This window comes from Marininema mesophilum, assembly GCF_900106775.1.
Taxonomy (GTDB): domain Bacteria; phylum Bacillota; class Bacilli; order Thermoactinomycetales; family DSM-45169; genus Marininema; species Marininema mesophilum.
In genome coordinates this window covers 31,973-56,074 of the sequence record NZ_FNNQ01000008.1, presented here as the reverse complement: position 1 = coordinate 56,074, position 24,102 = coordinate 31,973, and the positions used below count along the sequence as shown (strand labels likewise).

Sequence of the window (24,102 nt, the reverse complement as noted above, 5' to 3'; positions counted from 1 at the left end):
TGATTAGAAGGATGAGGAAAACAAAAATCGTGTGTACGATTGGTCCGACGAGTGAGGATCCTAAGATATTACGGCAATTGATTGAAGCAGGGATGAATGTCGCACGATTAAATTTTTCCCATGGTTCCCATGAGGAGCATAAGGAACGGATTGACCGTATTCGTGCAGTAGGGAAAGAGTTAGGTAAAAATGTGGCGATTTTGCTTGATACAAAGGGACCAGAGATTCGTACAGGTGTCCTAGGAGTCGATGAAGTAGAGCTTGTAGCGGGAGAGCGTTTCACCTTGACTGCAGACACTGTTGAAGGCGATGCGACACGGGTTTCCATCTCCTATCCAGGGTTAGTGAATGATGTTCATCCAGGCTCTACCATTTTGATCGATGATGGTCTTATTGGACTTACTGTAGAAAAAGTGGACGGGAACAATATTCACTGTCGTATTGAAAACGGAGGTCCATTAAAAAGCCGTAAAGGGGTTAACGTACCAGGAGTCTCTGTTAATCTTCCTGGTATCACTGAGAAAGATGTGGCAGACATCTTGTTTGGGATTAAAGAAAGTGTAGACTTTATCGCTGCATCCTTTGTGCGTAAGGCTGGAGATGTGATGGAGATCCGCAGATTGTTGGAAGAGAATATGGCCAATATCCATATCATCTCCAAAATCGAAAATCAGGAAGGAATTAAAAATCTAGATGCTATCCTGGAAGCTTCCGATGGGCTTATGGTTGCCAGAGGGGATCTAGGTGTAGAAGTGCCTGCGGAGGACGTGCCGATTCATCAAAAGCAGCTGATTCGTCAGTGTAATGATCGTGGTAAACCAGTTATTACCGCTACACAAATGCTGGATTCCATGCAACGCAATCCTCGCCCGACACGGGCAGAAGCGAGCGATGTAGCTAACGCCATCTTCGATGGAACAGACGCGATCATGCTATCAGGAGAGACAGCCAATGGGAAGTATCCAGTTGAAGCTGTGGAAACGATGGCTAACATCGCTTGTCGTGCAGAAAGTTCGCTTCGATATCAGGATCTCTTCCGTGAGCGAATGGAAGCACAGGAAGTTAGCATTCCTGATTCGATTAGCCAAGCTGTTGTTCATACAGCCTCCACTTTGAACTCTTCTGCCATTATTACTTCTACCGAGAGTGGTCGCACAGCACGACTCGTTTCTAAATATCGTCCCAAGGCCTCTATTATCGCCGTAACTGTTCACGAAAATGTCATGCGTAAGCTAGCTTTAGTGTGGGGAATCCATCCGGTCAAAAGTACAGCAGTTACATCTACGGATGAAATGCTCCAAACGGCGATTCACGCCTCTCTTGAAGCAGGGTTTGTAAACCATGGGGACTCTGTAGTGATCACGGGTGGTGTGCCGGTCAGTCAATCAGGCACAACCAATCTGATGAAAGTGCACGTGATTGGGGATATGCTAGCAAAGGGGCAAGGAATTGGGAGGAAAGTATTGACTGGGAAAGCCGTATTGGGGACATCTGCTGAGGAGATTCGAGGCAAAATGAAAGATGGAGCAATTCTTATCACTCCATCGACAGATCGGGATATGATCGATTCCTTTAAGCGCGCAGCCGCGGTCATTGTGGAAGAAGGGGGACTTACCTGCCATACGGCTGTAGTGGGCATTAACATCGGAGTACCTGTGATTGTCGGGGTAACCAATGCAATGGACATTTTTGAAGATGATATGCAAGTTACTGTCGACTGTGAACGAGGTCATATTTACTCTGGAAGATCTGTACTGTAATGCACCATAGAAAAAAGCGCTGGACTAACCAGCGCTTTTTTAATACGATCTCACCCAACGGAAGCCGACGGTTTGTGTTATAGGACACCCAGACGAGGGAATATCCACCAGCGTAGTTTTTTCCGCCGTTTTTGGCGTTGTCGGCGCTTCATTAGGGACAACTCCTTTCTTCTATGTTCCCGAATCTTTCAGTGTCTTTATTGTATCTTCTTTAAGAAGGTTTGGCTATTCACAGGATGTGTAATTTCCGCGTGAATTATGTAACTCTGAGCAGCGAGCCCCATCAGAGATGGAGTATCAGCCAATACCTTCAAAATAGTGCAAATGAGGCGGCTATTTGAAATGGCTACGCTAGGGTGATAAAAATGTACACTGATTGACACGGTGACTGGAGACTAGGTTGTTGATAGGTGCGTTATACTTAGGGAAAAAGCCTTATTAAAACACTGGAGGGCAAGGTAGTCCATGGTAAAGACACAGATCAGTGTGCGCTATCAGGAGACTGATCAAATGGGGGTTGTTCACCATAGTGTCTACCCCATATGGTTTGAAGAGGGTAGAAGTGCGCTCATTCGAAAGGTTGGTTATTCCTATAGTGTATTAGAGCAACAAGGCTTGTTATTACCGGTCGTGGATTTACACTGCCGATTTGTCTCGCCTGTGCGTTTTGATGATCAGATCCTGGTGCATACAAGGATTAAGGAAATGCGGGGAGCGAAGATCGTTCTCACCTATAAATTGTTGCAGGTTGAGTCGGAAAACCGAGTCGCTCATGGTGAGACCACTCATTTATGGGTGGATCGAAGCATGAAACCCGTACGGCTTCAAGACGTTCATCCTACCCTTTTTAGAATATTAAAAGAAGAAATGAGTAATAACCAATAATCCGGGAGAGTGAATCCATGATTCGCATCGGAATGTTTATCGTGTTGGTTGTGGCTATCGTGGAAATATGGGGGTTAGTTGCTGTGGGAAGCTGGATTGGCCCTCTACCCACGGTTGGGATTGTCGTCGCTACCAGTCTAATTGGAGCCTTGTTTGCTCGCAAACAGGGAATAGCTGTTCTCCAATTGGCTAAGGTGCAATTGGAGAATCGTCAGTTACCAGGAGAAGCAATTATAGATGGGATTTGTATTCTTCTTGGAGGATTTCTTCTGCTTGTACCTGGCTTTTTGACGGATATCCTCGGTGTATTGTTATTGATTCCGCTAACTCGTGGGATCGCCAAAATTGCTGCGAAACGCAAGTTGCTCGCGTGGATCGAAAAAGGGAATATGAATTGGATCAGTCGTCGATACCCATAATAAAAAGCCCTTAATCAGGGCTTTTTATTTGTGAGGTACCTTTTGTATTGGGGGTTCTCCCATGACGTATGTAAAACCATAAATCACGAAATACATTAGCGCGATAAAGAGCGATCAGGATAACCGCCAGTGTAGGCCCTACAATCAATCCGATAACTCCCAAAAGTTTAAGACCGACAAAGAGCGCGAACAAGGTGAAAAGCGGATTCAGCCCAATATTTGTAGCTACCAATTTAGGTTCGATGGTTTGGCGCACAAGGATGATAATTAAGTAAAGGATCGCTAATCCGATCCCGAGCTCGATATCACCTGTAAGCAGTAGAACAATGGACCATGGGATCAAGACAGACCCTACACCTAGATAGGGAAGTAAATCGACGATTGCAGTGACTATCGCAATGGTTATCACGTAACGGATCCCCATAATCATCAATCCGACCCATACAAGAATCCCTGTGATGGTTACTAAGGTGAGCTGGGCTCGTATAAAGCCAAAGAGTGCCCGTTTCAGATCGGTAATTACCAAACTACCTGTATGTTGAACATGATCAGGGGTGATTCTTAGTAAGCTTCGTTTTAATCGTGGCCAGTCAAAGGCGATGAAAAATGCGGCAAGTATACAAAATACCAATACCATGGCAAAATAGGGAAGATTACTTAAAAAGGTCCCGATGCCTGCGATGATATCAGTGATCAGTTGGGTACCTTTGTTGGCGACGATTCCAATATTGTCTTGAATGCTGTTGACGATTTCGGACCGTTGCTGAGGATTTTTCTCAAGATAGCTTTGGATATTGTCGATCAGTCGGCTTAGTTCAGAGTGTCCATTAAAAAAGGTGGTAAGGATATACGTATTGATATCATTGATCCAGGCAGGAATCCAATCCGATAGTCGGATGAGAAAAACGACAATTTCAGATACTAACAAGGTTAATAAGGTGATTAATATTGCGATGAGTAAAAGCAATGTAATAGTTACACCTGCCCATCGCGGAACACGATAGCGTCTCTCCAACCAACGGACAATGGGTTCAGCTATCATGGCAATCAACCAGCCGATGAGGAAGGGGTAGATAAGTGGCATAGCAAACAATAGAATATAGTAGCCTGCGATGATACTCCCGATAACAAGGAGACCGCGAGCGATGGGCCAGCTAACATCTCGATTCAAACGTCTCGCTCCTCCTTTAACGTAGTTTCTTCCAGCATTCCCCTTAAGGTATATGTACAACCAGAAGGTCAATTAAAGATGTGCTCAGTTTATCATGTTTTTCACGAAACGGGTATTCAATTAAAAGTTGATTATTAATAATATTATTTTATATATTTAATATATTTTTATATAAATACAAAAAATAATATATAAAAATGATGCTGATAACACTATAATGTTGATCTTTGCCCTTTCAGCTTGAAGATTAAATCCCTGGAATCGTATTAATTCAAGCTAAGAAAGGGACTCCATTCTTTATATGGTAATTTGTGGCTTATTTTTTGCGAGAAGGGGTCGGGCAGACCGTCTATGCTTGGAGATGATCCCGTCAGTAGATGGGAGCTCTCAAGAACCCCCAGCCTTCAGGCATGGGAGTGTCAAAAGGGTATGACTATTCAATGGCGGAAATAGACTTACTCCGTGTACGAAACGTTTTTTTTTGTGGTACACTGGTATAGGCGAAACGGGGCACCCAAAAGCAGTTAGTTATTAAGTAATCGAGCTGATGCAGACCATTGCGTCGAAAGCGGTTCTTTTACTTCAACTTTCATGCGGAGCGCCTGTGTACAGATTACGAATGCAACCTTTCCCGCATTCGTAAGCGCTTCGCCTTCATACTTATAAAAACTGTAATCTTTCCTTCCCACAAGGCAAGGAGGGATTACCTTGTGCCCGGAATACCATACCTTAATGAAGTAAAGGAGAGATCGTTGTGTCGGTTGCAAAAGGATTGGAGGGTATCGTTGCTCTAACTTCCCAGATCAGCTCAATAATTGATGGGGTACTCACCTATAGAGGGTTCAACATCGACGAATTGACAGAGAAGGCGAACTTCGAGGAGACAGCTTATCTTCTTTGGAAAGGCCATCTTCCTAATCGGGAAGAGCTGGCTCAACTCAAAAAAGAACTATCCCAGGAGGCTCCAGTACCTGAAGCTGTTCTGGCTCAGTTGAAAGCATATCCAAGGGATGCACATCCAATGGCAGCGCTACGTACTGCTGTATCTGCACTTGGACTATATGATGACAATCCAGAGGACAAGACCGTTGAAGGTAACTACAAAAAAGCAGTCAGCCTTACCGCTAAAATGCCAACGATTGTTGCTGCATTGTATCGGATTGGAAAAGGGTTGGAGCCAGTAGCTCCTCATCCTGAGTATGACTTTGCCCAAAACTTTGTTTATATGCTTCATGGAGAAGAGCCATCCCCCGTCGCTGTAGAAGCGATTGACAAAGCGTTGATCCTCCATGCAGACCATGAGTTGAATGCATCTACCTTCGCTGCTCGTGTAACGACCGCAACCTTGACAGACCTGTACTCTGCTGTCACCGCAGCGATCAGTGCATTGAAGGGACCTCTACACGGAGGTGCGAACGAGCAAGTCATGCGTACCTTGGAGGAAATTGGTAGTGTTGAGCGTGCACCAGAAGTGATCGAACAGAGATTGGCAAACAAAGAAAAGATCATGGGCTTTGGCCATCGCGTGTACAAAGATGGAGATCCACGCGCCAAGCATCTTCGTGAAATGTCCCGTCAGTTGGGTGAGCAAACAGGTGACACAAAATGGTACGAGATGTCCATCAAAATTGACGAAATCGTTCAAGCTGAAAAAGGCCTTAAGCCCAATGTGGACTTCTACTCTGCGTCTACCTACTATTACCTTGGAATTCCTCTCAACTTATTTACCCCGATTTTTGCGATCAGCCGGATATCGGGTTGGACTGCTCACATCTTGGAACAGTATGGGGATAACCGTCTCATCCGACCGCGTGCAGACTATGTTGGCCCAACCAACCAAAAGTATATTCCAATCGATGAGCGCTGACTTTCCACAGAGAGAAAACACATAGAAGCGAATCACAAATGGATCAACAATCAGGAGAGTGATTACATGGCACAGTATGAAGCGCCTCAATCAGGAGAAAAAATTACCCTAAACAATGGCGAACTTCAAGTTCCCGATCAACCGATCATTCCCTTCATTGAAGGAGACGGGATTGGATCGGATATCTGGGCTGCCGCTCAACGTGTATTTGATGCTGCTGTAGAAAAAGCATACGGTTCCAAGAAAAAGATCGAGTGGTTTGAAATCTTTGCTGGGGAAAAAGCCCATGATCGTTTTAGCGAGTGGCTTCCTGATGCGACTTTAAAAGCGATCGAAGAGTACTATGTAGCGATCAAGGGCCCTCTGACTACACCCGTAGGTGGGGGGATTCGCTCCCTTAACGTAGCACTTCGTCAGGAGCTGGATCTCTTTGCCTGTGTCCGTCCTGTTCGGTACTTCAATGGGGTACCTTCTCCGGTGAAAAGGCCAGAACAGGTGGATATGGTGATTTTTCGGGAAAATTCCGAAGACATCTATGCTGGGATTGAGTGGGAAGCTGAAACCGAAGAAGCTAAAAAAATGATTCGTTTTATGCAAGAGGAGATGGGTGTGAAGAAGATTCGCTTCCCAGAAACCTCTGGTATCGGTATTAAACCGGTTTCTAAGGAAGGTACGGAGCGCTTAGTCCGTGCTGCGATTCAGTATGCTCTAAACCATGGTCGTAAGAGTGTGACCCTCGTTCATAAAGGTAATATCATGAAATATACTGAAGGTGCTTTCAAAGCCTGGGGTTACGAATTGGCTCACAAAGAATTCCGTGACCAAGTTTTCACCTGGCGGGATTACGATGAAGTCAAAGATAAACATGGCGTGGATGCAGCCAACCAAGCTCAGTCTGAAGCAGAGGCCGCTGGCAAACTGTTGGTCAAGGATTCTATCGCAGATGCCTTCTTACAGCAGATCCTGACTCGTCCGGCTGAGTACGATGTGATCGCTACACTTAACCTAAACGGAGACTATATTTCTGATGCACTTGCTGCTCAGGTTGGTGGAATTGGTATTGCACCGGGTGCGAACATCAACTTTGAAAGTGGTCATGCTATTTTTGAAGCAACCCACGGTACCGCTCCAAAATATGCAGGTATGGACAAAGTGAACCCTGGCTCTGTAATCCTTTCTGGTGTTTTGATGTTAGAACATCTTGGCTGGCAAGAAGCGGCTGATCGTATTTATCGTGCAATGGATAAAACCATTGGACAGAAAACGGTCACCTATGATTTTGCACGCTTGATGGATGGCGCTCAAGAGCTAAAATGTTCTGAGTTTGCGACTAAGCTAATCGAAAACCTGTAATCATTTAACGGATATAATCGGGAGGTAATGTAACATGTCTATCCGCAGAAGAAAGATCTCTGTCATTGGTAGTGGTTTTACTGGGGCTACAACAGCGCTGATGTTGGCCCAAAAAGAATTGGGAGATGTTGTACTTGTCGATATCCCGCAAGCTGAAGGTCCTACTAAAGGGAAAGCGCTCGATATGTTGGAAGCATCTCCTGTAGAGGGCTTTGATGCCAACATTATCGGTACTGTGGATTATGCAGATACCGCTGATTCTGATGTTGTTATTATCACCGCAGGGATTGCACGAAAACCAGGCATGAGCCGGGACGATCTCGTAAGCACCAATGCAAAAGTGATGCGTGCAGTTACAGAGCAAATCGTAAAGTATTCTCCAGAAACCATCATTCTTGTTTTAACGAACCCTGTCGATGCGATGACCTATGAAGTGTTCCGTACTTCTGGCTTCCCAAAACATCGGGTTATTGGACAATCGGGTGTATTGGACACCGCACGGTTCCGTACTTTTGTGGCACAAGAGCTTAACTTGTCCGTAGAAGATGTGACAGGTTTTGTTTTAGGTGGTCATGGCGACGACATGATCCCTCTCGTTCGCTACTCCTACGCTGGTGGTATTCCCCTTAGCAAATGGTTGCCTGAAGATCGCCTAGAAGCCATTGTTGAACGCACTCGTAAGGGTGGTGGAGAGATCGTAGGACTCCTCGGTAATGGTAGTGCTTACTATGCACCAGCAGCATCCCTCGTTCAGATGGCAGAAGCGATTTTAAAAGACAAGCGTCGCGTCTTGCCTGCTATTGCTTACCTTGAAGGTGAGTATGGCTATAAGAATATGTACCTGGGCGTACCTGTTGTCCTCGGTGGCAACGGTCTTGAGCAGATCATCGAATTGGATCTGACTGCTGAAGAAAAAGCAGCCTTGGACAAGTCTGTGGATTCTGTTCGCACCGTAATGAAAGTATTAAACTGATATTGCAGTCTAAAAGGGCTCGGGTAACCCGAGTCCTTTTCCATCCTTGAATATGTAAGCGCTATCATGATTGGATTGTCATTTAAAATATATAACATCTAATCGATAAGGAACGTCCTGTATGGAGAATGCTATGGATATTCCTTTTTTATTTTGCTATTTGGTGGTTTTCCTTCCACTCTTAGGGTCTTTACGAAGGGAGAGTAAACCATGTACCATGATGAATAGATAAGATTTCCAAAACCGAAAGCGGAGGATGGAAAAATGAGCAAAAAGGTATTGGTCGTCGATGATGAACCTTCCATCATCAAACTAGTTCAATTCAACTTGGAAAAAGAAGGTTTTCAAGTGCTTGTAGCAGCTGACGGAGAGGCTGCTCTTGCCAAAATAAAAGAAGATCAACCCGATCTTCTAATACTTGATCTCATGCTCCCTAAAGTGGATGGTCTTGAAGTTTGTAAACAAGTACGAGCACATAGCCATCATCTGCCGATCCTTATGCTCACTGCAAAAACCGAAGAGTTTGATAAAGTTCTGGGCCTTGAACTAGGGGCAGATGACTATATGACAAAGCCCTTTAGTCCGCGAGAACTGACCGCACGAGTAAAGGCGATCTTTCGTCGGATGGAAGCCCTTCGGCAAAACGATGAGGATTCATCGAAGCAATTTTTGCAAATAGGTGAGCTAACCATCGATCTTGATGGTTACGAAGTGCACCATCGTCAGCGAATGATTGACCTTACACCAAAGGAATTTGAACTCTTGATCTATTTAGCGAATCATCGAGGGAAGGTATTATCTCGGGACCAATTACTCAATGCTGTTTGGGATTATGACTATATTGGGGATACGCGTATCGTTGATGTCCATGTCAGCCACTTACGGGAAAAGGTGGAGGAGGATTCGCGAAATCCTGTTTATATTAAAACGGTACGGGGGATTGGATACAAATTTGAAGGCCCTAAGGAGGGTTGAAATTCTTTGCGTGGGCGACTGTTTATCACTTTTTTATGGCTAACTGGCCTCTCCGTTTTGATTACAGGGTTGTTTGTTTCTTTCCTGATGAAAGCGGCCTATACGGACTCGTTGGGTGAACGCATGGGAAAAGAAGGGCAGTTGTTGGCAAAAAGCTTGGATTGGGAGAGCACAACCCCAGGAAAGGCTAATTTTCGTAGACAGACGAGACTATATGGCCAAACTCTGGGTGCCCACGTGACGTTGCTGGATGGTAAGGGAAATGTGTTAAGTGACTCCCATCAACATCAGGAGAAGAATACAGACTTAAAAAAAATTCCTGCTGTTAAGCGGATCCTACAGAAAAAGGAACAGGGTTCCTTTGAGCGCGTCGTCACCAATAACCAATTGGCTGTTTATGTTCCTGTCGACTATGATGGAGTGAGAAAAGGGGCTCTTCGGATCACGGTCAATCTGGGCACCATTAATCATTCTCTTCGCCAAGTATGGGTCTCAATGATTATCGGTCTCGTCCTTGCTTATACAGTGGCGGCTTTCGTCAGCTCACGGTTAGCTTCGCGGATTACGCGGCCGATTGAAGAGATTACCCAGGTGGCGGTGGATGTAGCACGAAATAAGTATCATCGCCGTATTCCTGTGAAAAAACAAGATGAGATCGGACGGTTAGCTACCGCGATCAATCGGATGGCGGCAGGGCTACGGTATCAGTTGGAGACCATCCGAAAGAGTGAGCGCCGATTGACCGGTGTGATTGAAACGATGGAGAGTGGTCTTTTGATGGTGGATTCTGAAGAGAAGATCACGGTAGCTAATCAGGCGATGCAGAGGTTATTTGATCTTGGGTCGACAAGCTTGATCAATAAATTCTTGTCCGATTTCCCTGTATTTCATGAGCTACATGGGTTGGTTAACCATTGTAAAGAATCACGAGAGTCTGTCAGGGATGAGCTTCATTTATATTTTCCAACAGAACGAATTTTGGAAGCTTCACTTACACCTATTTGGGGTGGTGAGACGGTGGGGATGGGAGTCGTGATTGTACTCCATGACATTACACCCATCCGTTACCTAGAGAAGCTCCGTACAGAGTTTGTGGCCAATGTATCTCATGAATTAAAAACCCCTGTTACCTCTTTACGAGGTTTTGCTGAAACATTACTGGATGGAGCGGTAGATGACCCTGCTATGAGGCGCGAGTTCCTAGAGATTATCCATCACGAAAGTTTGCGCCTTGAACGATTGATCGGTGATCTCTTAGACCTTTCTAAAATAGAATCGCGTAAAGTACGTCTTCAAGTGGCAGAAGTGATTGTAGATGATTTGATTCGCCCTACAGTGAGAACTATGGAGGAGGAGCTTCGTAAAAAGGATTTACAATTACATATCAAAGGAGAACAAGAATTTGTCGTTCGCGTAGACCCTGATCGTTTTTCACAAATTGTGATTAATCTCGTTGCCAATGCGATGGCGTATACTCCTGCTGGTGGAAGCATCACGGTTACGACCGGTTTAGAAGAGACGAGCTGGTGGCTCCAAGTGGAGGATACGGGGGTTGGGATTCCGAGCGAGGATCTACCGCGCATTTTTGAGCGTTTTTATCGAGTGGATAAGGCGAGATCCCGGGATTCAGGAGGGACAGGCCTTGGGCTTGCGATTGTAAAGCATTTGGTAGAAGCCCATCGGGGAACGATTGATGTAGAGAGCCAAGTAGGGAAGAAAACGGTATTTACACTCCGTTTTCCCCGTTAAGGGGCTCTTTTTTTTATGGATATTAGGGAATGGAATGATGCCTTAATAAAACCTTTACAATCCATTTACTCTAGTACAAAAGACACTCTTTATAGTAGACAATGAAAGAGGAATAATTGATTCCATCGACTCTAGGGGGTTACACGTTATGTGGAAGAAGGGTTTGGCTGTTGCGGGTGCATTTATACTATCCGTTTCACTTGTTGCTTGTTCATCGAATGCTGGTGGTGGTAGTGAAAAGGGGAAGGGACTCACTGGTACCATTAAAATCGATGGTTCTAGTACGGTATACCCAATTAGCCAGGCAGTAGCAGAAGAGTTTATGAAGAAAAACCCTGGTGTTAATGTCACCGTTGCTGAATCAGGAACCGGTGCTGGGTTTCAAAAATGGAGTAAAAAAGAAACAGACCTGAGCGATGCCTCTCGTCTGATTAAAGATGATGAAAAGGCCGCTGCTAAAAAATCAGGGCTTGAGCCAAAGGAAATCCCAGTAGCCTTTGATGGGATCTCTGTAGTGGTTAACAAAAAAAATAATTTCGCAAAATCCATTACAAAAGACGAACTGAAAAAAATCTGGGAACCCAATTCTAAGGTGAAAACCTGGAAAGATGTTCGTTCAAGCTGGCCGAATAAACCGATTAAACTTTACGGTCCTGGAACTTCTGATGGTACCTTTGACTATTTCACAGGCGCTATTGTAGGTGAAGAAGGAAAGAGCCGTACGGATTATACACAGTCCGAAGACGATAACACCCTAGTAAAAGGGGTAGCGGGAGATGAGTACGCTCTAGGATATTTTGGCTTTTCCTACTATAAGGAAAATAAAAGTAAATTGAATGCCCTAAAGGTTGACAATGGTGACGGAGCTGTAGCTCCATCTGTTAAAACCATCAAAGATGGTAGCTATGCCCCTCTCTCTCGTATGATCTATGTTTACGCTGATAAGAAAACAATGGCAGAAAATAAAGCGATTAAAGAATTCCTCTCCTTCTATCTAAAAGATGGGAAGCAACTTGTCTCCGATGTAGGATTTATTCCTCTTCAAGATAAGGATTATAAAAAGGGATTAGCTCGCCTCGAAGGCAAATAATCCATGGATCACTCCAAAAGGGAGTGTGGACCTCCCTCTCAATGAGAAGGATCGGGCCACACTTTCCCTTGTTTATCGAAAGGAGCATAGAACGTTGAAAAATCACTCCCTTGCTACGTTGGGGCGCTTTAGACGGAAGCGTACTTTAGGGAGAGTGTGGGAGAGCATGATTCCAAAATTTCTCCTTGCCTGTGCACTGGTTTCGGTTCTTACAACCCTTGGAATCGTCGGCACTCTTCTTAAGGAAACGATCTCTTTCTTTACAAAGGTCTCTCTCTTCGACTATATAACGGGGACAAAATGGACTGCGTTATTTAATGAGGCACAACAAAGCTTCGGTGTGTTGCCACTGATTGCAGGCACATTATTGGTAACAGGAATTGCAGCACTCGTTGCGATTCCCATCGGACTGGCTAGTGCGATCTACCTTAGTGAGTATGCGAATCCGAAGGTGCGTAAGGTGGTAAAGCCGATTCTCGAGGTATTGGCAGGGGTGCCGACGATTGTCTATGGTTTCTTCGCGCTCACCTTCATCACCCCGTTATTACGGACTATTTTGCCTGACATGGGTGTCTTCAACGCGGTGTCTGCTGGTATCGTTGTTGGGATTATGATTATTCCACTCATCGCATCTCTTTCCGAAGATGCAATGAGTGCTGTCCCGCGAAGTATTCGTGAAGCGGCCTATGCGATGGGTTGTACAAAATTAGAAGTGGCCCTAAAAGTCGTTGTTCCTGCTGCTTTGTCTGGGATTATCGCATCGTTTGTTCTCGGTCTTTCCCGGGCAATTGGAGAGACGATGATTGTGACGATTGCTGCCGGTGCCACACCACGGATGACCCTAGATCCCACAGATTCCATCCAGACGATGACGAGCTTCATCGTGCAAGCTGCTACTGGAGATCATAGCTTTGGTTCCATCGCGTATGGCGCGATTTATGCAGTCGGGATGACTCTCTTTATCTTCACATTGCTGATGAATCTCCTAGCGCAATATATCTCTCGTCGCTTTAAGGAGGAGTACTGATGAGTGCGGAAAAAGCGATCGTCCATCATCAAAGAGGGAAACCGACTCCCCCAGATCTCTCTCTTGTAGAGAAGAGAGAGAGTTCTCATTTTGGTTTTCGTCGTTGGAAGAATCGATGTGCCCATGCTATTTTCTTGCTTAGTACGATGGTTGGAGTTTTTGTACTGGGTGCCTTGCTGTGGGATGTAGTGGAGGAAGGTTGGGCTTGGGTTACTCCCGACTTTTTCAATAATTTCGCTTCTCGTCTACCCGAACAGGCAGGGATCAAAGCGGCTTTCTGGGGAACGCTCTGGGTTATCGGCTTAACGATTCCCCTAACCTTTATCCTTGGTATAGGAACAGCGATTTATCTTGAGGAGTATGCACGGAAAAACCGATTTACTCGCTTCATTCAGCTCAACATTAGTAATTTGGCGGGTGTGCCTTCGATTGTGTTCGGTATTTTAGGTCTTACCCTTTTTGTACGTCTTGCGGGTTTAGGCAAGACCGTTGTAGCAGGTTCGCTCACGATGACCCTTTTAATTTTGCCGATTGTGATTGTGGCTGCCCGCGAAGCGATTTCCAGTGTACCCAATAATTTGAGGTTCGCTTCATTTGCTATGGGAGCTACCCAATGGCAAACCATTCGCCGAGTGGTACTTCCTTATTCCATGCCAGGGATTTTAACAGGGGTTATTCTGGCCCTTTCCCGGGCAATTGGTGAGACTGCTCCACTTCTTATGATCGGAGCCGTATCCTTCATCGCATTTACGCCGGGCTATGCATTAGATGCTTTCACAGTGATGCCCATTCAAATCTATAACTGGGTGAGTCAACCCCAGGCAGAATTTCAACACCTAGCCGCAGCGGGGATATTAATCCTGTTGGCGATGTTACTATCGATGAATGCTTTTGCTGTATTCCTACGAAATCGTTTTGCAAGGAAAGATAGATAAGGAGGAAACCGATGATGAGTCAGGCTACGATGTCCCGTTATGTCATTCAGGTGGAGAATCTCGATGTCTTTTATGGAGAAAAACAAGCCCTCGATAAGATCCAGATGTCGATCGAAGAAAATACCGTCGTTGCCTTGATCGGTCCATCTGGATGCGGAAAATCTACTTTCTTACGTGCATTAAACCGGATGAATGACATGATTCCTAGTGTGCGTATCAATGGAGCCATCACCATGCATGATGAGAATATTTACGATAAATCCATCGATGTGGAAATGCTTCGTAAGGAAGTAGGGATGGTGTTTCAAGCACCAAATCCTTTTCCGAAGAGCATTTACGATAATGTGGCTTATGGTCCCCGGGTTCATGGTGAGAAAAACCGTAAAGTTTTAGATGAAATTGTAGAACGGAGCCTTCGCCAAGCAGCGCTTTGGGATGAAGTGAAAGATCGATTAAAAGATCGTGCGACGGGCCTCTCTGGCGGTCAACAACAACGGCTTTGTATTGCAAGAACCCTTGCTGTTGAACCGGAAATTATCTTAATGGATGAACCCACATCGGCACTGGATCCCATCTCGACGGCTAAGATTGAAGAATTGATCCAAGAGCTGAAGCGAAAGTTTACCATTATTATCGTGACTCACAACATGCAACAGGCTGCTCGAATCTCTGATCGGACAGCATTCTTTCTGAGTGGTGAACTAGTAGAAGAAGACCAGACAGATCACCTCTTCTCCAACCCTCACGACCAGCGAACGGAAGACTATATCACGGGTCGTTTTGGTTAATGAAAGGAGACCATGCCATGATCCGACCATTTGACACATCCCTGTTAGAGGTGAAGTCTACTCTACTCAATATGGGAGAAAAGTTGGAAGTTGCCATTAACAAAGCGGTTAGAGCCCTTGCTAATCTGGATGCTGATCTAGGTAGAGAAGTGATGTTGCATGATTCGGAAGTGGATAAGATCGAAGAAGAGTTGGATATGAAAGTGACAACCTTGATCGCAACTCAGCAACCAGTAGCCAAGGATTTACGCAAATTAATCGCAGCCTTAAAAATTGCCTCTGATATGGAACGGATGGCCGATTTAGCACGCAATATTGCGGAGACGGCTGTGAAGATGGTGGAAAGTGATCAGAAACTCTTTAAGAAATTAGAAGATATCCCTAAAATGGCTCGAATAACACAGAAAATGGTTCATGATGGGATTAATAGCTATATTGATGGAAATGAAGAGCTGGCTAAAGCGATGGCAAGACAGGATGATGAAGTAGACCAAATGTATGAGCGGATTGTGAAGGAACTACTTGAACGAATGATTAACGAGCAGCAGTTTACAGAAGTATCCTTGCGGCTTTGTTTTGTTGCCCGCTATTTGGAAAGAATCGCAGATCATGCAACCAACATCGCTGAAGAAATTGTTTATATCGAAACAGGTAAAAGGGTTGACCTTAACTAGTTCTTTTGGATAAAATCCTTCTCGTTAGGAGAAGGATTTTCTGTATGATCAGAGTATGGCTTGTGACGGATGTGGGAGCAGTTAGATCCATCGATGTGCGTAATCTTTACCAGTCGAAAAAAATGGGGGTTGCTGTCGAACGTTATTTCTGTAAAATAAACAGAGAGACTGGGAGACGAGGAGAGGTTTCATGAAACGAAGTTTTCTTGTCGGAATCCTTGCGGCTAGCCTGTTAGGTGGGCTTATGCCAATAGAGAGCACGCATGCACACGCAGCAAGTGATAAAGTGGATTCAAAAAAATCAGAGTTAAAAGTAGTAAAAAAGAAAAAAGAGCAAGTAAAAGAAGAGATAGAGAAACTGAAGGAAAAAATTAAGCCTAGCAAAGAGAAAGTAGAGAAAATAGAGAAAGAGATCTCTAAAACAAACAAAAAAATTTATGAAGCAGAGAAGAAGAAAAAAGAGAATGAGGAAGAACTTAAATATTACGAACAACTCTTTAAAGATCGCTTAAAGTTAGTGTTTCAACAAGGAGAAATGGGCACGCTGGAGTCTCTTTTGAATGCGAAAAGCTTTAGTTCCTTTTTGGATCGCTTTGAAACCCTTCGTTTAATCCTTGCACGTGACCGAAGGTTGTTTGATAAATATGATCAAATCCGAAAGGATCAAGAAGCGCTCAAGTTAAAACATAAAGAGCTGGCTGAGAAGCAAAAGGACAAAGCCGAGAACGCACGGAAGATCTACGAAAAAGTTCAGGGAGAGATAGAGAAGACAAAAGGGAAACTATCTAAATTAGATAATAAAGCGGACTCCCTTCAATCAGAGATGGACTCTCTGACGATGGTGAGTGCTTCTCTCTATCCATATAAGTACGCTAGTACGAGTGGTGTAGATCCTTGGCAATTCTATAACCGACAATGTACTTCATTTGTTGCTTGGCGGATGAATCAGCATGGACTTAAATTTGACAATAACATGCAAGGTGGTCATTTCGGTAACGCGGAAAATTGGGATGAAAATGCTCGTTCCATTGGAATGACTGTCAACAATAAACCAGCGGTAGGTGCGATTGCGCAGTTTGATCCAGGGGTTGGCGGTGCTGGTAGTATTGGACATGTGGCCTATGTTACCGAAGTAAAGGGTTCCTCAGTAGAAGTCGAAGAGTACAATTTGGAAACTCCTTATGGCTTTGGGAAACGAGTTATTCCTGCCTCCAGTGTAAGTAATTTTATTCATGTTCGTTAAAATGTAATGATTTCGCTATTTCGCCCTGATGGGGCGTTTTTTTTTGCCCCTCCCTCGTTCAACGCTCACTTTCATGGTTTTTCATTCGTAATCTATAATTTTTTGTCACACTTCAACTGTAAACTGGAAAATCTCAAGTTGGAGAAGTGGAAAAAACATGATAACCTATATGGTAGAATGCGAGAGTAGTAGAGGGAGCAGATTGAAGTCATCCTGCGTTCGGAAGTCCGAAAGGTTTGAATGATAATGGATTTGCGGTGTTGCGATGTCGATTGCGATGGATTCTATGAATGAGGTGATCGTGTGCGACAAGCGAAGCTAGTTGTAAGTGGATTACAGGGAGAAGAGAGTATTGAAGTACTCCAAGAAGCATTAGCACGTATTGGAGTAGAGGGCCAAGTTGATTTGACGACGGGGAGTGTAGAGGTTGCTTTTGATGAAACGGATTTAACGTTAGAGGAGATTAATCAAGTAATAACTGGGCAGGGATATGAAGTGATGTAAGGGGTTATTCTCGATATCCCCCTGTTCGTGAACTAAAAAATATGGAACGTCTACATAAAGCAGCTTGAGTACAATGCACATTGTGCCTAGCTGTTTTTTATTCTTGAACCTCCCCCACCTACGCTAACGCTAAGAGGTGGGGGATTCTTGGGAACTCCCGTCTACTGACAGGATTATTCCAAGCTTAAACTCACAGGAAGAGCATAGCTGGCTAGAAGGGAACTGCTTCCCGACTTTCACCGTTTCTACCATGCCATTCTGCTTTGTAAGTAGCATGACGACAAAAACTCCGACCAGGCGGACAAATCACCCCCCTATTTCATCCATAATTGGATTATAAACAAAATGTATTGTTCGCAATCATATTTTTTCGGAAAATTCACACGAAAAAGCAGGTGATGGGATACTGTAGCGCGAACAAGAGTTTCTGATAAATTTTTCGATTTTTTGTGTTTTATTGATTTTGAGCCTCATACATTGGTGGGGGCTAGGGGTAAAGAAAAGGAGGAGTGGACAACGTGAATAAGGTGTTAAAGGTAGTAGGGTGGATAGGACTTCTGTTGGTTGTGGGGTTGTTTTTACAAGCAGGGGTATCGAAGTTAATTGGTGTAAAAATGGCTGTAGAGGGTTTCCATAAATTTGGTTTTCCTGACTGGTTCCGTTTGGTTATCGGTTCGCTAGAAGTCATCGGTGGGATCGCCTTATTATTTCGCAAATATACACGTCATGGTGTTGCGTTACTCTCTACGATCATGATCGGGGCTATCATTTCCATCCTTATGAAAGGGAATGCCATGGATGTGATGATGCCTGGGATCACACTTGCAGTCCTGGCTACGATTGGAACGCTGAGAAAACCAGTAAAGCAAGGGAAGTCCCCATCTGCACGGAAAGATTCCAGTGAGAAGATCGAGGGATGACTGCAAAAGAAGTGAAATAGTTTTGAATGGGAGGAATACTGGATCTCCAGGTATTCCTTCCGTTCATCCATCTATCTATTGGCAGGACGATGTGGCTGGAGTGAGAATAGCCGTCATGATAGAATGATAGATAAGTGGTTTAATGAACAAATGGACGTTTGCTGGGCGATGCCCGATCTCACAGATGGAGGCCTCCATGGATAAATTAGTTTTGATAGATGGTAATAGTATTGCATTTCGTGCCTTTTATGCCCTTCCTTTGCTGACCAATCAGAGTGGTACGTTCACCAATGCAGCCTATGGTTTCACGATGATGTTAATGAAGGTGTTGGAGGAAGAGAAGCCGACACATGTATTGGTTGCCTTTGATGCTGGACGAGTTACCTTTCGCCATACCAGTTACGGTGATTACAAAGGGAAACGGGATAAGACACCTGGAGAGCTCTCAGAGCAATTTCCATTGATCAAGGAGATCTTGGATACATTGGAAATTCGTCATTTTGAACTAGATGGTTATGAAGCTGACGATATTATTGGAACGATGGCTTGTGCCGGGGATGAACAGAAAATAGCGACGACGATCGTTACTGGGGATAAGGATCTTCTGCAGTTGGTCACGGAACATGTGACGGTTTTGATGACCAAAAAAGGAGTTTCAGATGCCCAGCGATATGATATCGCTGAAATTGATCAACGATATGGTCTTAAACCTAAGCAGATTATTGATCTTAAAGGCCTCATGGGAGATTCTTCGGATAATATACCTGGTATTCCTGGTGTAGGGGAGAAGACTGCCCTAAAATTGTTACACCAATATGGTTCGGTAGAAGAAGTATTGGCTAATGTAGCGGATCTACCTGGAAAAAAGCTAAAAGAACGTGTAGGAGAAAATAAAGCCCAGGCCCTGATGAGTAAAGAGTTGGCCACGATTATGTGTGAGACTCCTCTTGATTTTAGTTTGTCGGACATTATATATCGCCCCTTTGAACCAGCGAAGGTAGCGCCGTTATTTAAAAAATTGGAGTTTAAGAGTCTCTTAAAGCGCATCAGTCAAGAAGACGAAGAATCCTCCGTTTTATCAGTTGTAAAAGAGCTAACTTATCATCTTCTTACGGAGAAGGATACTTCAAAGTGGGAGAAACTATTGCGAGAGGATCAGCTTTCTCTTTATGTGGAGATGAGTAGCCCTAGTTATCACAGAGCAGAGGTATCCGCTCTTGCTCTCTCCAGTGATCACGATCACCTCTTCCTTCCCATAGAGGTGGCACAAGGCTGGGAAGCGTTTCGGGAGTGGTTAGCGGACCCTAGTAAAAAGAAGTGTGCCTATGATGTTAAAGGGACCCAAATTGCGTTGAAACGAAATGGATTGGATTCAGCAGGTTTTACGTTTGATGTGATGCTGGCCTCATACATCATTAATCCCTCCGAATCAGCTCATGAACTATCTGATATTGTTGAACGAAAACTGGATGCTTCTCTTCCAGCAGATGATGAGGTGTATGGAAAAGGAGCAAAACGGCGTTCACTACAAGGTGAAGAGCTTGCAGCCCATTTGACTCGAAAGACGGAGACGCTTACCCGGCTACAACCAGTCTTAGAAGAGGAATTAGAGGAATCAGGGCTATCCACACTCTATTTCGAGCTAGAGCTACCAGTTAGTCATGTGCTGACGGAAATGGAGTGGCAGGGTGTAAAAGTAGATAAAGAAGGATTGCAGGAACTTGGGAAGCTACTTTCTGCCCAACTTAAGGAGCTAACTAGCAAGATTTATGATCTGGCTGGAACCGAGTTCAACATCAATTCCCCAAAGCAGTTAGGGGAGATTCTCTTTGATAAATTAGGACTTCCTGTGTTGAAAAAAACAAAAACCGGATACTCCACGAGTGCTGATGTTTTGGAGAAATTGGCTCCCCAGCATGAGATTGTGGAAGAGATTCTTCACTATCGCCAGGTGTCTAAGTTGATTTCTACGTATGTGGAAGGATTGATGAAGGAGCGTTCAGAAGAGGATGGGAAGATACATACTCGTTTTCAGCAGGCGATTGCAGCTACTGGGCGCCTTTCTAGCACAGATCCGAACTTACAAAATATCCCGATCCGGATGGAAGAAGGCAGACGAATCCGTAAGGTGTTTATTCCTTCACGGGAGAACTGGCTCTTATTAGCTGCGGACTATTCGCAGATTGAACTACGGGTGCTTGCCCATCTCTCTGCTGATGAAAATCTGATCGAGGCTTTTCATTCAGATATGGATATTCATACAAAGACAGCGATGGATGTTTTTAAGGTTAAGGAAGAGGAAGTTACATCCCAGATGCGGCGCCAAGCGAAGGCGGTTAACTTCGGGATTGTGTATGGGATAAGCGACTATGGCTTGTCACAAAGCTTAAACATTACCCGTAAAGAAGCAGCCGAGTTTATCGAACGTTATTTGGAAAGCTATCCCGGTGTGCATAAGTATATGGAAGATATCGTAAAGAAAGCGAAGAAGGATGGGTACGTCACAACGATGCTGGAACGTCGTCGCTATCTCCCTGATATCAACTCTCCAAACTTTAATCGCCGTAGCTTCGCAGAACGTACAGCGATGAATACTCCGATTCAAGGATCAGCAGCAGATATCATCAAAAAGGCGATGGTAGCGATGAAAAGCGCCCTCGATGAGGCAGATTTATCGGCTACATTGCTCCTTCAAGTACACGACGAATTGATTTTTGAGGCGCCTGAGGAAGAATTAGAAACATTATCTGAGGTTGTGTGCCGAGTGATGGAAGAGGCCGTAGAATTATCCGTACCACTAAGAGTAGATGTGGATACGGGTAAGACTTGGTATGATGCGAAATAATGGATGGATAGGGAGAGAGCGGCTTGCCAGAATTACCTGAGGTAGAGACAGTCAAAAAGACATTGCAAAAGTTAATATCAGGGAAGACCATCGAAGAAGGTGTAGTTACCTTACCGCGAATTATTCAAGAACCACCAAGTCCAGACCTTTTCCAAGAGATGCTGAAGGGGCAGACGATCCATGATGTAGGAAGGAGAGGGAAGTTCCTTCGTATTTTCTTGGATACACATGTATTAGTTTCACACCTACGTATGGAGGGGCGCTACCATCTGGCCATGAAGGATGAGCCGATAGAGAAGCATACCCATGTTCGATTTTGCTTTACAGATGGGACAGAGCTTCGGTACAAAGATGTTCGTCAATTTGGCACGATGCACCTTTATCCTCTTGGTGAGGACTTAAAGCGACCTCCATTGGCCAAGCTGGGGCCAGAGCCGCTTTCCGAAGATTTTACTTTAGCAGGATTTCAACGTTCGCTAAGTGGCCGTCGTACCAAAATAAAGTCACTGTTGTTAAATCAGGCATTTTTGAGCGGTTTGGGTAATATTTATGTGGACGAGGCCTTGTTTGGGGCATCGATTCTCCCCGAACGATTAGTGGAGTCATTAACCCCAGATGATGTTGAACGTCTTTATACAAGTATCCGTTCTGTTCTTTCCACTGCTGTAGAAGCGGGGGGTTCCTCTGTACGCTCTTATGTCGATGGCAATGGCGAGATGGGGATGTTTCAGTTACAGATCAAGGTTTACGGTAGGAAAGGAGAAGCCTGCCACCAATGCGGTGAACCGATTCAACGGATTGTGGTTACCGGACGCGGAACTCATTTTTGCACGACCTGCCAGCATTAAAAATAGAAGTAATGAGATCGGTCACACCACCATTTGCCCGTAAATAAGATAGGGTATTCAATTCCCTGTCGAATGGAGGGATGGCTGGTGGGGGCCGTCTTTTTTCACATACTGCTAGCGATGGCAGTTAGTCTAGATAGCTTTGGTGTAGGCGTAACTTATGGATTGCGGCGGATCAGAATTCACTGGGTATCCATACTTATAATTGGATGTTGTTCTGGTGGTGTTGCGGGACTTTCCATGCAACTGGGACGGATAGGGGCAATGTGGATTCCTCCGAGTATTACCTCAGGAGTAGGTGCTACGATCCTCGTTTTTATGGGTCTTTATACTTTAGTCCAGGTACGCCAGAGTCACTCATCTCAATCTAACAAAGAATTGACGACACCTGTACGAGTCTTCTCTTTTGAATTACGTAAATTTGGGATCGTGATTCAAATATTAAAGTCTCCGATCGCGGCAGATCGCGATGATTCAGGGGTGATCAGTTCAGGGGAGGCCGTGTGGCTTGGAATGGCCCTCTCTTTGGATGCCTTTGGTGTAGGTCTGGGTGCGGCTTTACTGGGGTTCTCGCCTTGGATGGCAGCCGGCACCATTGCGCTAATGAGTGTCCTCTTTTTGGCGATGGGAATGAGGATTGGTTTTCGCTTTCGTGGGTGGGCATTCTTCTCTGCGGGAGCTTATATACCCGGTATTTTGTTAATTGTAATGGGTGTTATACGTTTTATGGAGTAAGCGGATCTTATTCTTGGAGGGATATAAGGTGGCTATCGGGTTGACAGGTGGGATTGCTACTGGGAAAAGTACAGTTTCACAGATGATCGCCAAACGCGGAGGGTTGATTATTGATGCAGATCAAGTGGCGAGGGAAGTGGTGGAGCCAGGAACTGAGGGAAGCGTGAAAGTGCGAGCGCGTTTTGGAGACAGTGTCTTTACTCATTCTGGCGAATTAAATCGTCATGCTTTACGTAACGTGATCTTTAATGATGAAGGGGCACGAAAAGATCTCAATCAAATTCTTCACCCGCTGATCCTTCACCGAATGCAATCGTTGCGGGATGAATTTGAAAGCAAGCCAGGGGGAATTGCTGTGTTGGACATCCCCCTGTTAATTGAAGAAGGACTTACTTTCTTGGTAGATCAGGTGGTCGTTGTCTACGTACCTGAACCACTTCAATTAATGCGGTTAATGGCACGTGAGGGGATCCGTGATGAAAAAGCGATGCAGATGGTACAAGCTCAGATGCCGATTGAAGAGAAGAAACGGTTTGCAGATGTACTCATCGATAATTCAGGAACGATGGCGGACACGGAAAGGCAGGTAGATCTCCTATGGGAAACATGGGTGCGCGAAAATGGATCCGTCCGGTAATCGATTCCCTCCCATCGAAGAGGAAAATGGTCGGGGCTATCATTATTTTGCTTGCATTCTTAATGTTGGCAACGCCTTTAATTAATCGTTGGATGTATCCGATTCGCTATGAAGACTCCATCATAAACAGTGCAAAGACAACTGGGGCAGACCCATTTTTGGTGATGGCCATTATACGGGTAGAGAGCGATTTTGATCCAAAGGCCCGCTCTCGAGTAGGAGCCCAAGGGTTGATGCAACTCACCCAGGAAACAGTGGATTTCGTGGTAGAGCGTGGGAAGTTTTCACCTGCTTTTCGAGACTATGTACACGATCCATCGATTAATATTCATATGGGTTCCTGGTATATCGCCGCCTTGACAAGGGAGTATAAAGGAAATGAGCTTGCCGCTGTAGCCGCGTATAATGCAGGTCCAGGGAATGTCAATAAATGGCTAAAGCGAGGGCGATGGGATGGAACAAGAAAGCACTTGAAAAGAATTCCCTTTGGTGAAACTCGTCACTATATTCAACGAGTATTCTACTATAAAGAGAAATATCGTGCATTGTATGAAAACCTCACAAAAAAAAGAGGTTCTTACACCCGAACAGAGTAGAGGAAAAACAAAAAACTATTAAAATTACATAGAAATATATGGTCCTATCTCATCATATTGTATATAATACCCAGTGGAGCGTGTGCCGCTGGGTATTATTTGTGGGAA

23 protein-coding genes are annotated in these 24,102 nt (G+C 44.7%); 22 read left to right on the top strand and 1 reads right to left on the bottom strand.

Features of this window, described 5'->3' with window-relative positions; translation table 11 throughout:
* Window positions 1-11 precede the first annotated feature (11 nt).
* From pyk to BLV90_RS09120, 3 genes are all read left to right on the top strand, one after another.
* Window positions 12-1,760 (top strand): pyruvate kinase, encoded by a 1,749-nt coding sequence (gene pyk, locus BLV90_RS09130; RefSeq protein ID WP_091739619.1) that lies wholly within the window; start codon window positions 12-14, stop codon window positions 1,758-1,760.
* 465 nt (window positions 1,761-2,225) lie between these two features.
* Complete coding sequence (locus BLV90_RS09125; protein WP_091739616.1) at window positions 2,226-2,645, top strand: acyl-CoA thioesterase; 420 nt, start codon at window positions 2,226-2,228, stop codon at window positions 2,643-2,645.
* Window positions 2,646-2,662: 17 nt separating this feature from the next.
* Complete coding sequence (locus tag BLV90_RS09120) at window positions 2,663-3,064, top strand: FxsA family protein (protein ID WP_091739613.1); 402 nt, start codon at window positions 2,663-2,665, stop codon at window positions 3,062-3,064.
* Between the two features lie 10 nt (window positions 3,065-3,074).
* Here BLV90_RS09120 and ytvI read toward each other — a convergent pair whose 3' ends face one another.
* Window positions 3,075-4,235, bottom strand: coding sequence for a sporulation integral membrane protein YtvI (gene ytvI / locus BLV90_RS09115; protein WP_177167975.1), 1,161 nt, complete (start codon window positions 4,233-4,235; stop codon window positions 3,075-3,077).
* Window positions 4,236-4,989: 754 nt separating this feature from the next.
* On the opposite strand from ytvI, the gene BLV90_RS09110 reads away from it, so the two are divergent.
* The 19 genes from BLV90_RS09110 (at window position 4,990) to BLV90_RS09025 (ending at window position 23,994) form a co-directional block, all read left to right on the top strand.
* Window positions 4,990-6,102 carry a citrate synthase gene (locus BLV90_RS09110; protein ID WP_091739606.1) on the top strand — a complete coding sequence of 371 codons (1,113 nt, stop codon included), beginning with the start codon at window positions 4,990-4,992 and terminating at the stop codon, window positions 6,100-6,102.
* A gap of 66 nt (window positions 6,103-6,168) precedes the next feature.
* Entirely contained in the window at window positions 6,169-7,455 is a 1,287-nt protein-coding gene (icd, locus tag BLV90_RS09105) for an NADP-dependent isocitrate dehydrogenase (protein ID WP_091739602.1), read from the top strand.
* A 34-nt stretch (window positions 7,456-7,489) separates the two neighbouring features.
* The gene (gene mdh, locus BLV90_RS09100) at window positions 7,490-8,428 is read left to right on the top strand and encodes a malate dehydrogenase (protein ID WP_091739599.1); all 939 of its coding nucleotides are present in this window, start codon (window positions 7,490-7,492) and stop codon (window positions 8,426-8,428) included.
* Between the two features lie 264 nt (window positions 8,429-8,692).
* Window positions 8,693-9,403, top strand: a complete 711-nt coding sequence (locus BLV90_RS09095; RefSeq protein ID WP_091739596.1) for a response regulator transcription factor — start codon at window positions 8,693-8,695, stop codon at window positions 9,401-9,403.
* 6 nt (window positions 9,404-9,409) lie between these two features.
* Window positions 9,410-11,152, top strand: coding sequence for a two-component system histidine kinase PnpS (pnpS, locus tag BLV90_RS09090; protein WP_091739593.1), 1,743 nt, complete (start codon window positions 9,410-9,412; stop codon window positions 11,150-11,152).
* Between the two features lie 148 nt (window positions 11,153-11,300).
* A complete protein-coding gene (locus BLV90_RS09085; RefSeq protein WP_091739591.1) occupies window positions 11,301-12,242 on the top strand; it encodes a PstS family phosphate ABC transporter substrate-binding protein in 942 nt (313 codons plus the stop codon).
* 94 nt (window positions 12,243-12,336) lie between these two features.
* On the top strand, window positions 12,337-13,269 hold the full coding sequence (gene pstC / locus BLV90_RS09080; protein ID WP_245726304.1) for a phosphate ABC transporter permease subunit PstC: 933 nt from the start codon (window positions 12,337-12,339) through the stop codon (window positions 13,267-13,269).
* Window positions 13,269-14,204, top strand: a complete 936-nt coding sequence (pstA, locus tag BLV90_RS09075) for a phosphate ABC transporter permease PstA (RefSeq protein ID WP_091739588.1) — start codon at window positions 13,269-13,271, stop codon at window positions 14,202-14,204. The genes pstC and pstA overlap by 1 nt, the downstream gene beginning before the upstream one ends.
* Before the next feature lie 14 nt (window positions 14,205-14,218).
* A complete protein-coding gene (gene pstB, locus BLV90_RS09070; protein WP_091739874.1) occupies window positions 14,219-14,992 on the top strand; it encodes a phosphate ABC transporter ATP-binding protein PstB in 774 nt (257 codons plus the stop codon).
* A 17-nt stretch (window positions 14,993-15,009) separates the two neighbouring features.
* A complete protein-coding gene (gene phoU, locus BLV90_RS09065) occupies window positions 15,010-15,666 on the top strand; it encodes a phosphate signaling complex protein PhoU (RefSeq protein ID WP_091739585.1) in 657 nt (218 codons plus the stop codon).
* A gap of 44 nt (window positions 15,667-15,710) precedes the next feature.
* Entirely contained in the window at window positions 15,711-15,860 is a 150-nt protein-coding gene (locus BLV90_RS16235) for a hypothetical protein (RefSeq protein WP_177167974.1), read from the top strand.
* A complete protein-coding gene (locus BLV90_RS09060; protein WP_091739582.1) occupies window positions 15,857-16,909 on the top strand; it encodes a CHAP domain-containing protein in 1,053 nt (350 codons plus the stop codon). Before BLV90_RS16235 ends, BLV90_RS09060 begins: the two co-directional genes overlap by 4 nt.
* A gap of 303 nt (window positions 16,910-17,212) precedes the next feature.
* Window positions 17,213-17,413, top strand: coding sequence for a heavy-metal-associated domain-containing protein (locus tag BLV90_RS09055; RefSeq protein ID WP_091739579.1), 201 nt, complete (start codon window positions 17,213-17,215; stop codon window positions 17,411-17,413).
* A gap of 518 nt (window positions 17,414-17,931) precedes the next feature.
* Complete coding sequence (locus BLV90_RS09050) at window positions 17,932-18,333, top strand: DoxX family protein (protein WP_091739576.1); 402 nt, start codon at window positions 17,932-17,934, stop codon at window positions 18,331-18,333.
* 196 nt (window positions 18,334-18,529) lie between these two features.
* Window positions 18,530-21,178, top strand: a complete 2,649-nt coding sequence (gene polA / locus BLV90_RS09045; RefSeq protein ID WP_091739574.1) for a DNA polymerase I — start codon at window positions 18,530-18,532, stop codon at window positions 21,176-21,178.
* Window positions 21,179-21,201: 23 nt separating this feature from the next.
* Window positions 21,202-22,026 carry a DNA-formamidopyrimidine glycosylase gene (gene mutM / locus BLV90_RS09040; protein WP_091739571.1) on the top strand — a complete coding sequence of 275 codons (825 nt, stop codon included), beginning with the start codon at window positions 21,202-21,204 and terminating at the stop codon, window positions 22,024-22,026.
* Between the two features lie 87 nt (window positions 22,027-22,113).
* Window positions 22,114-22,761 (top strand): sporulation membrane protein YtaF, encoded by a 648-nt coding sequence (gene ytaF, locus BLV90_RS09035; protein WP_245726303.1) that lies wholly within the window; start codon window positions 22,114-22,116, stop codon window positions 22,759-22,761.
* 28 nt (window positions 22,762-22,789) lie between these two features.
* Window positions 22,790-23,398 carry a dephospho-CoA kinase gene (coaE, locus tag BLV90_RS09030; protein ID WP_091739566.1) on the top strand — a complete coding sequence of 203 codons (609 nt, stop codon included), beginning with the start codon at window positions 22,790-22,792 and terminating at the stop codon, window positions 23,396-23,398.
* The gene (locus BLV90_RS09025) at window positions 23,359-23,994 is read left to right on the top strand and encodes a lytic transglycosylase domain-containing protein (RefSeq protein ID WP_091739560.1); all 636 of its coding nucleotides are present in this window, start codon (window positions 23,359-23,361) and stop codon (window positions 23,992-23,994) included. Before coaE ends, BLV90_RS09025 begins: the two co-directional genes overlap by 40 nt.
* The last annotated feature ends 108 nt before the right edge of the window (window positions 23,995-24,102 follow it).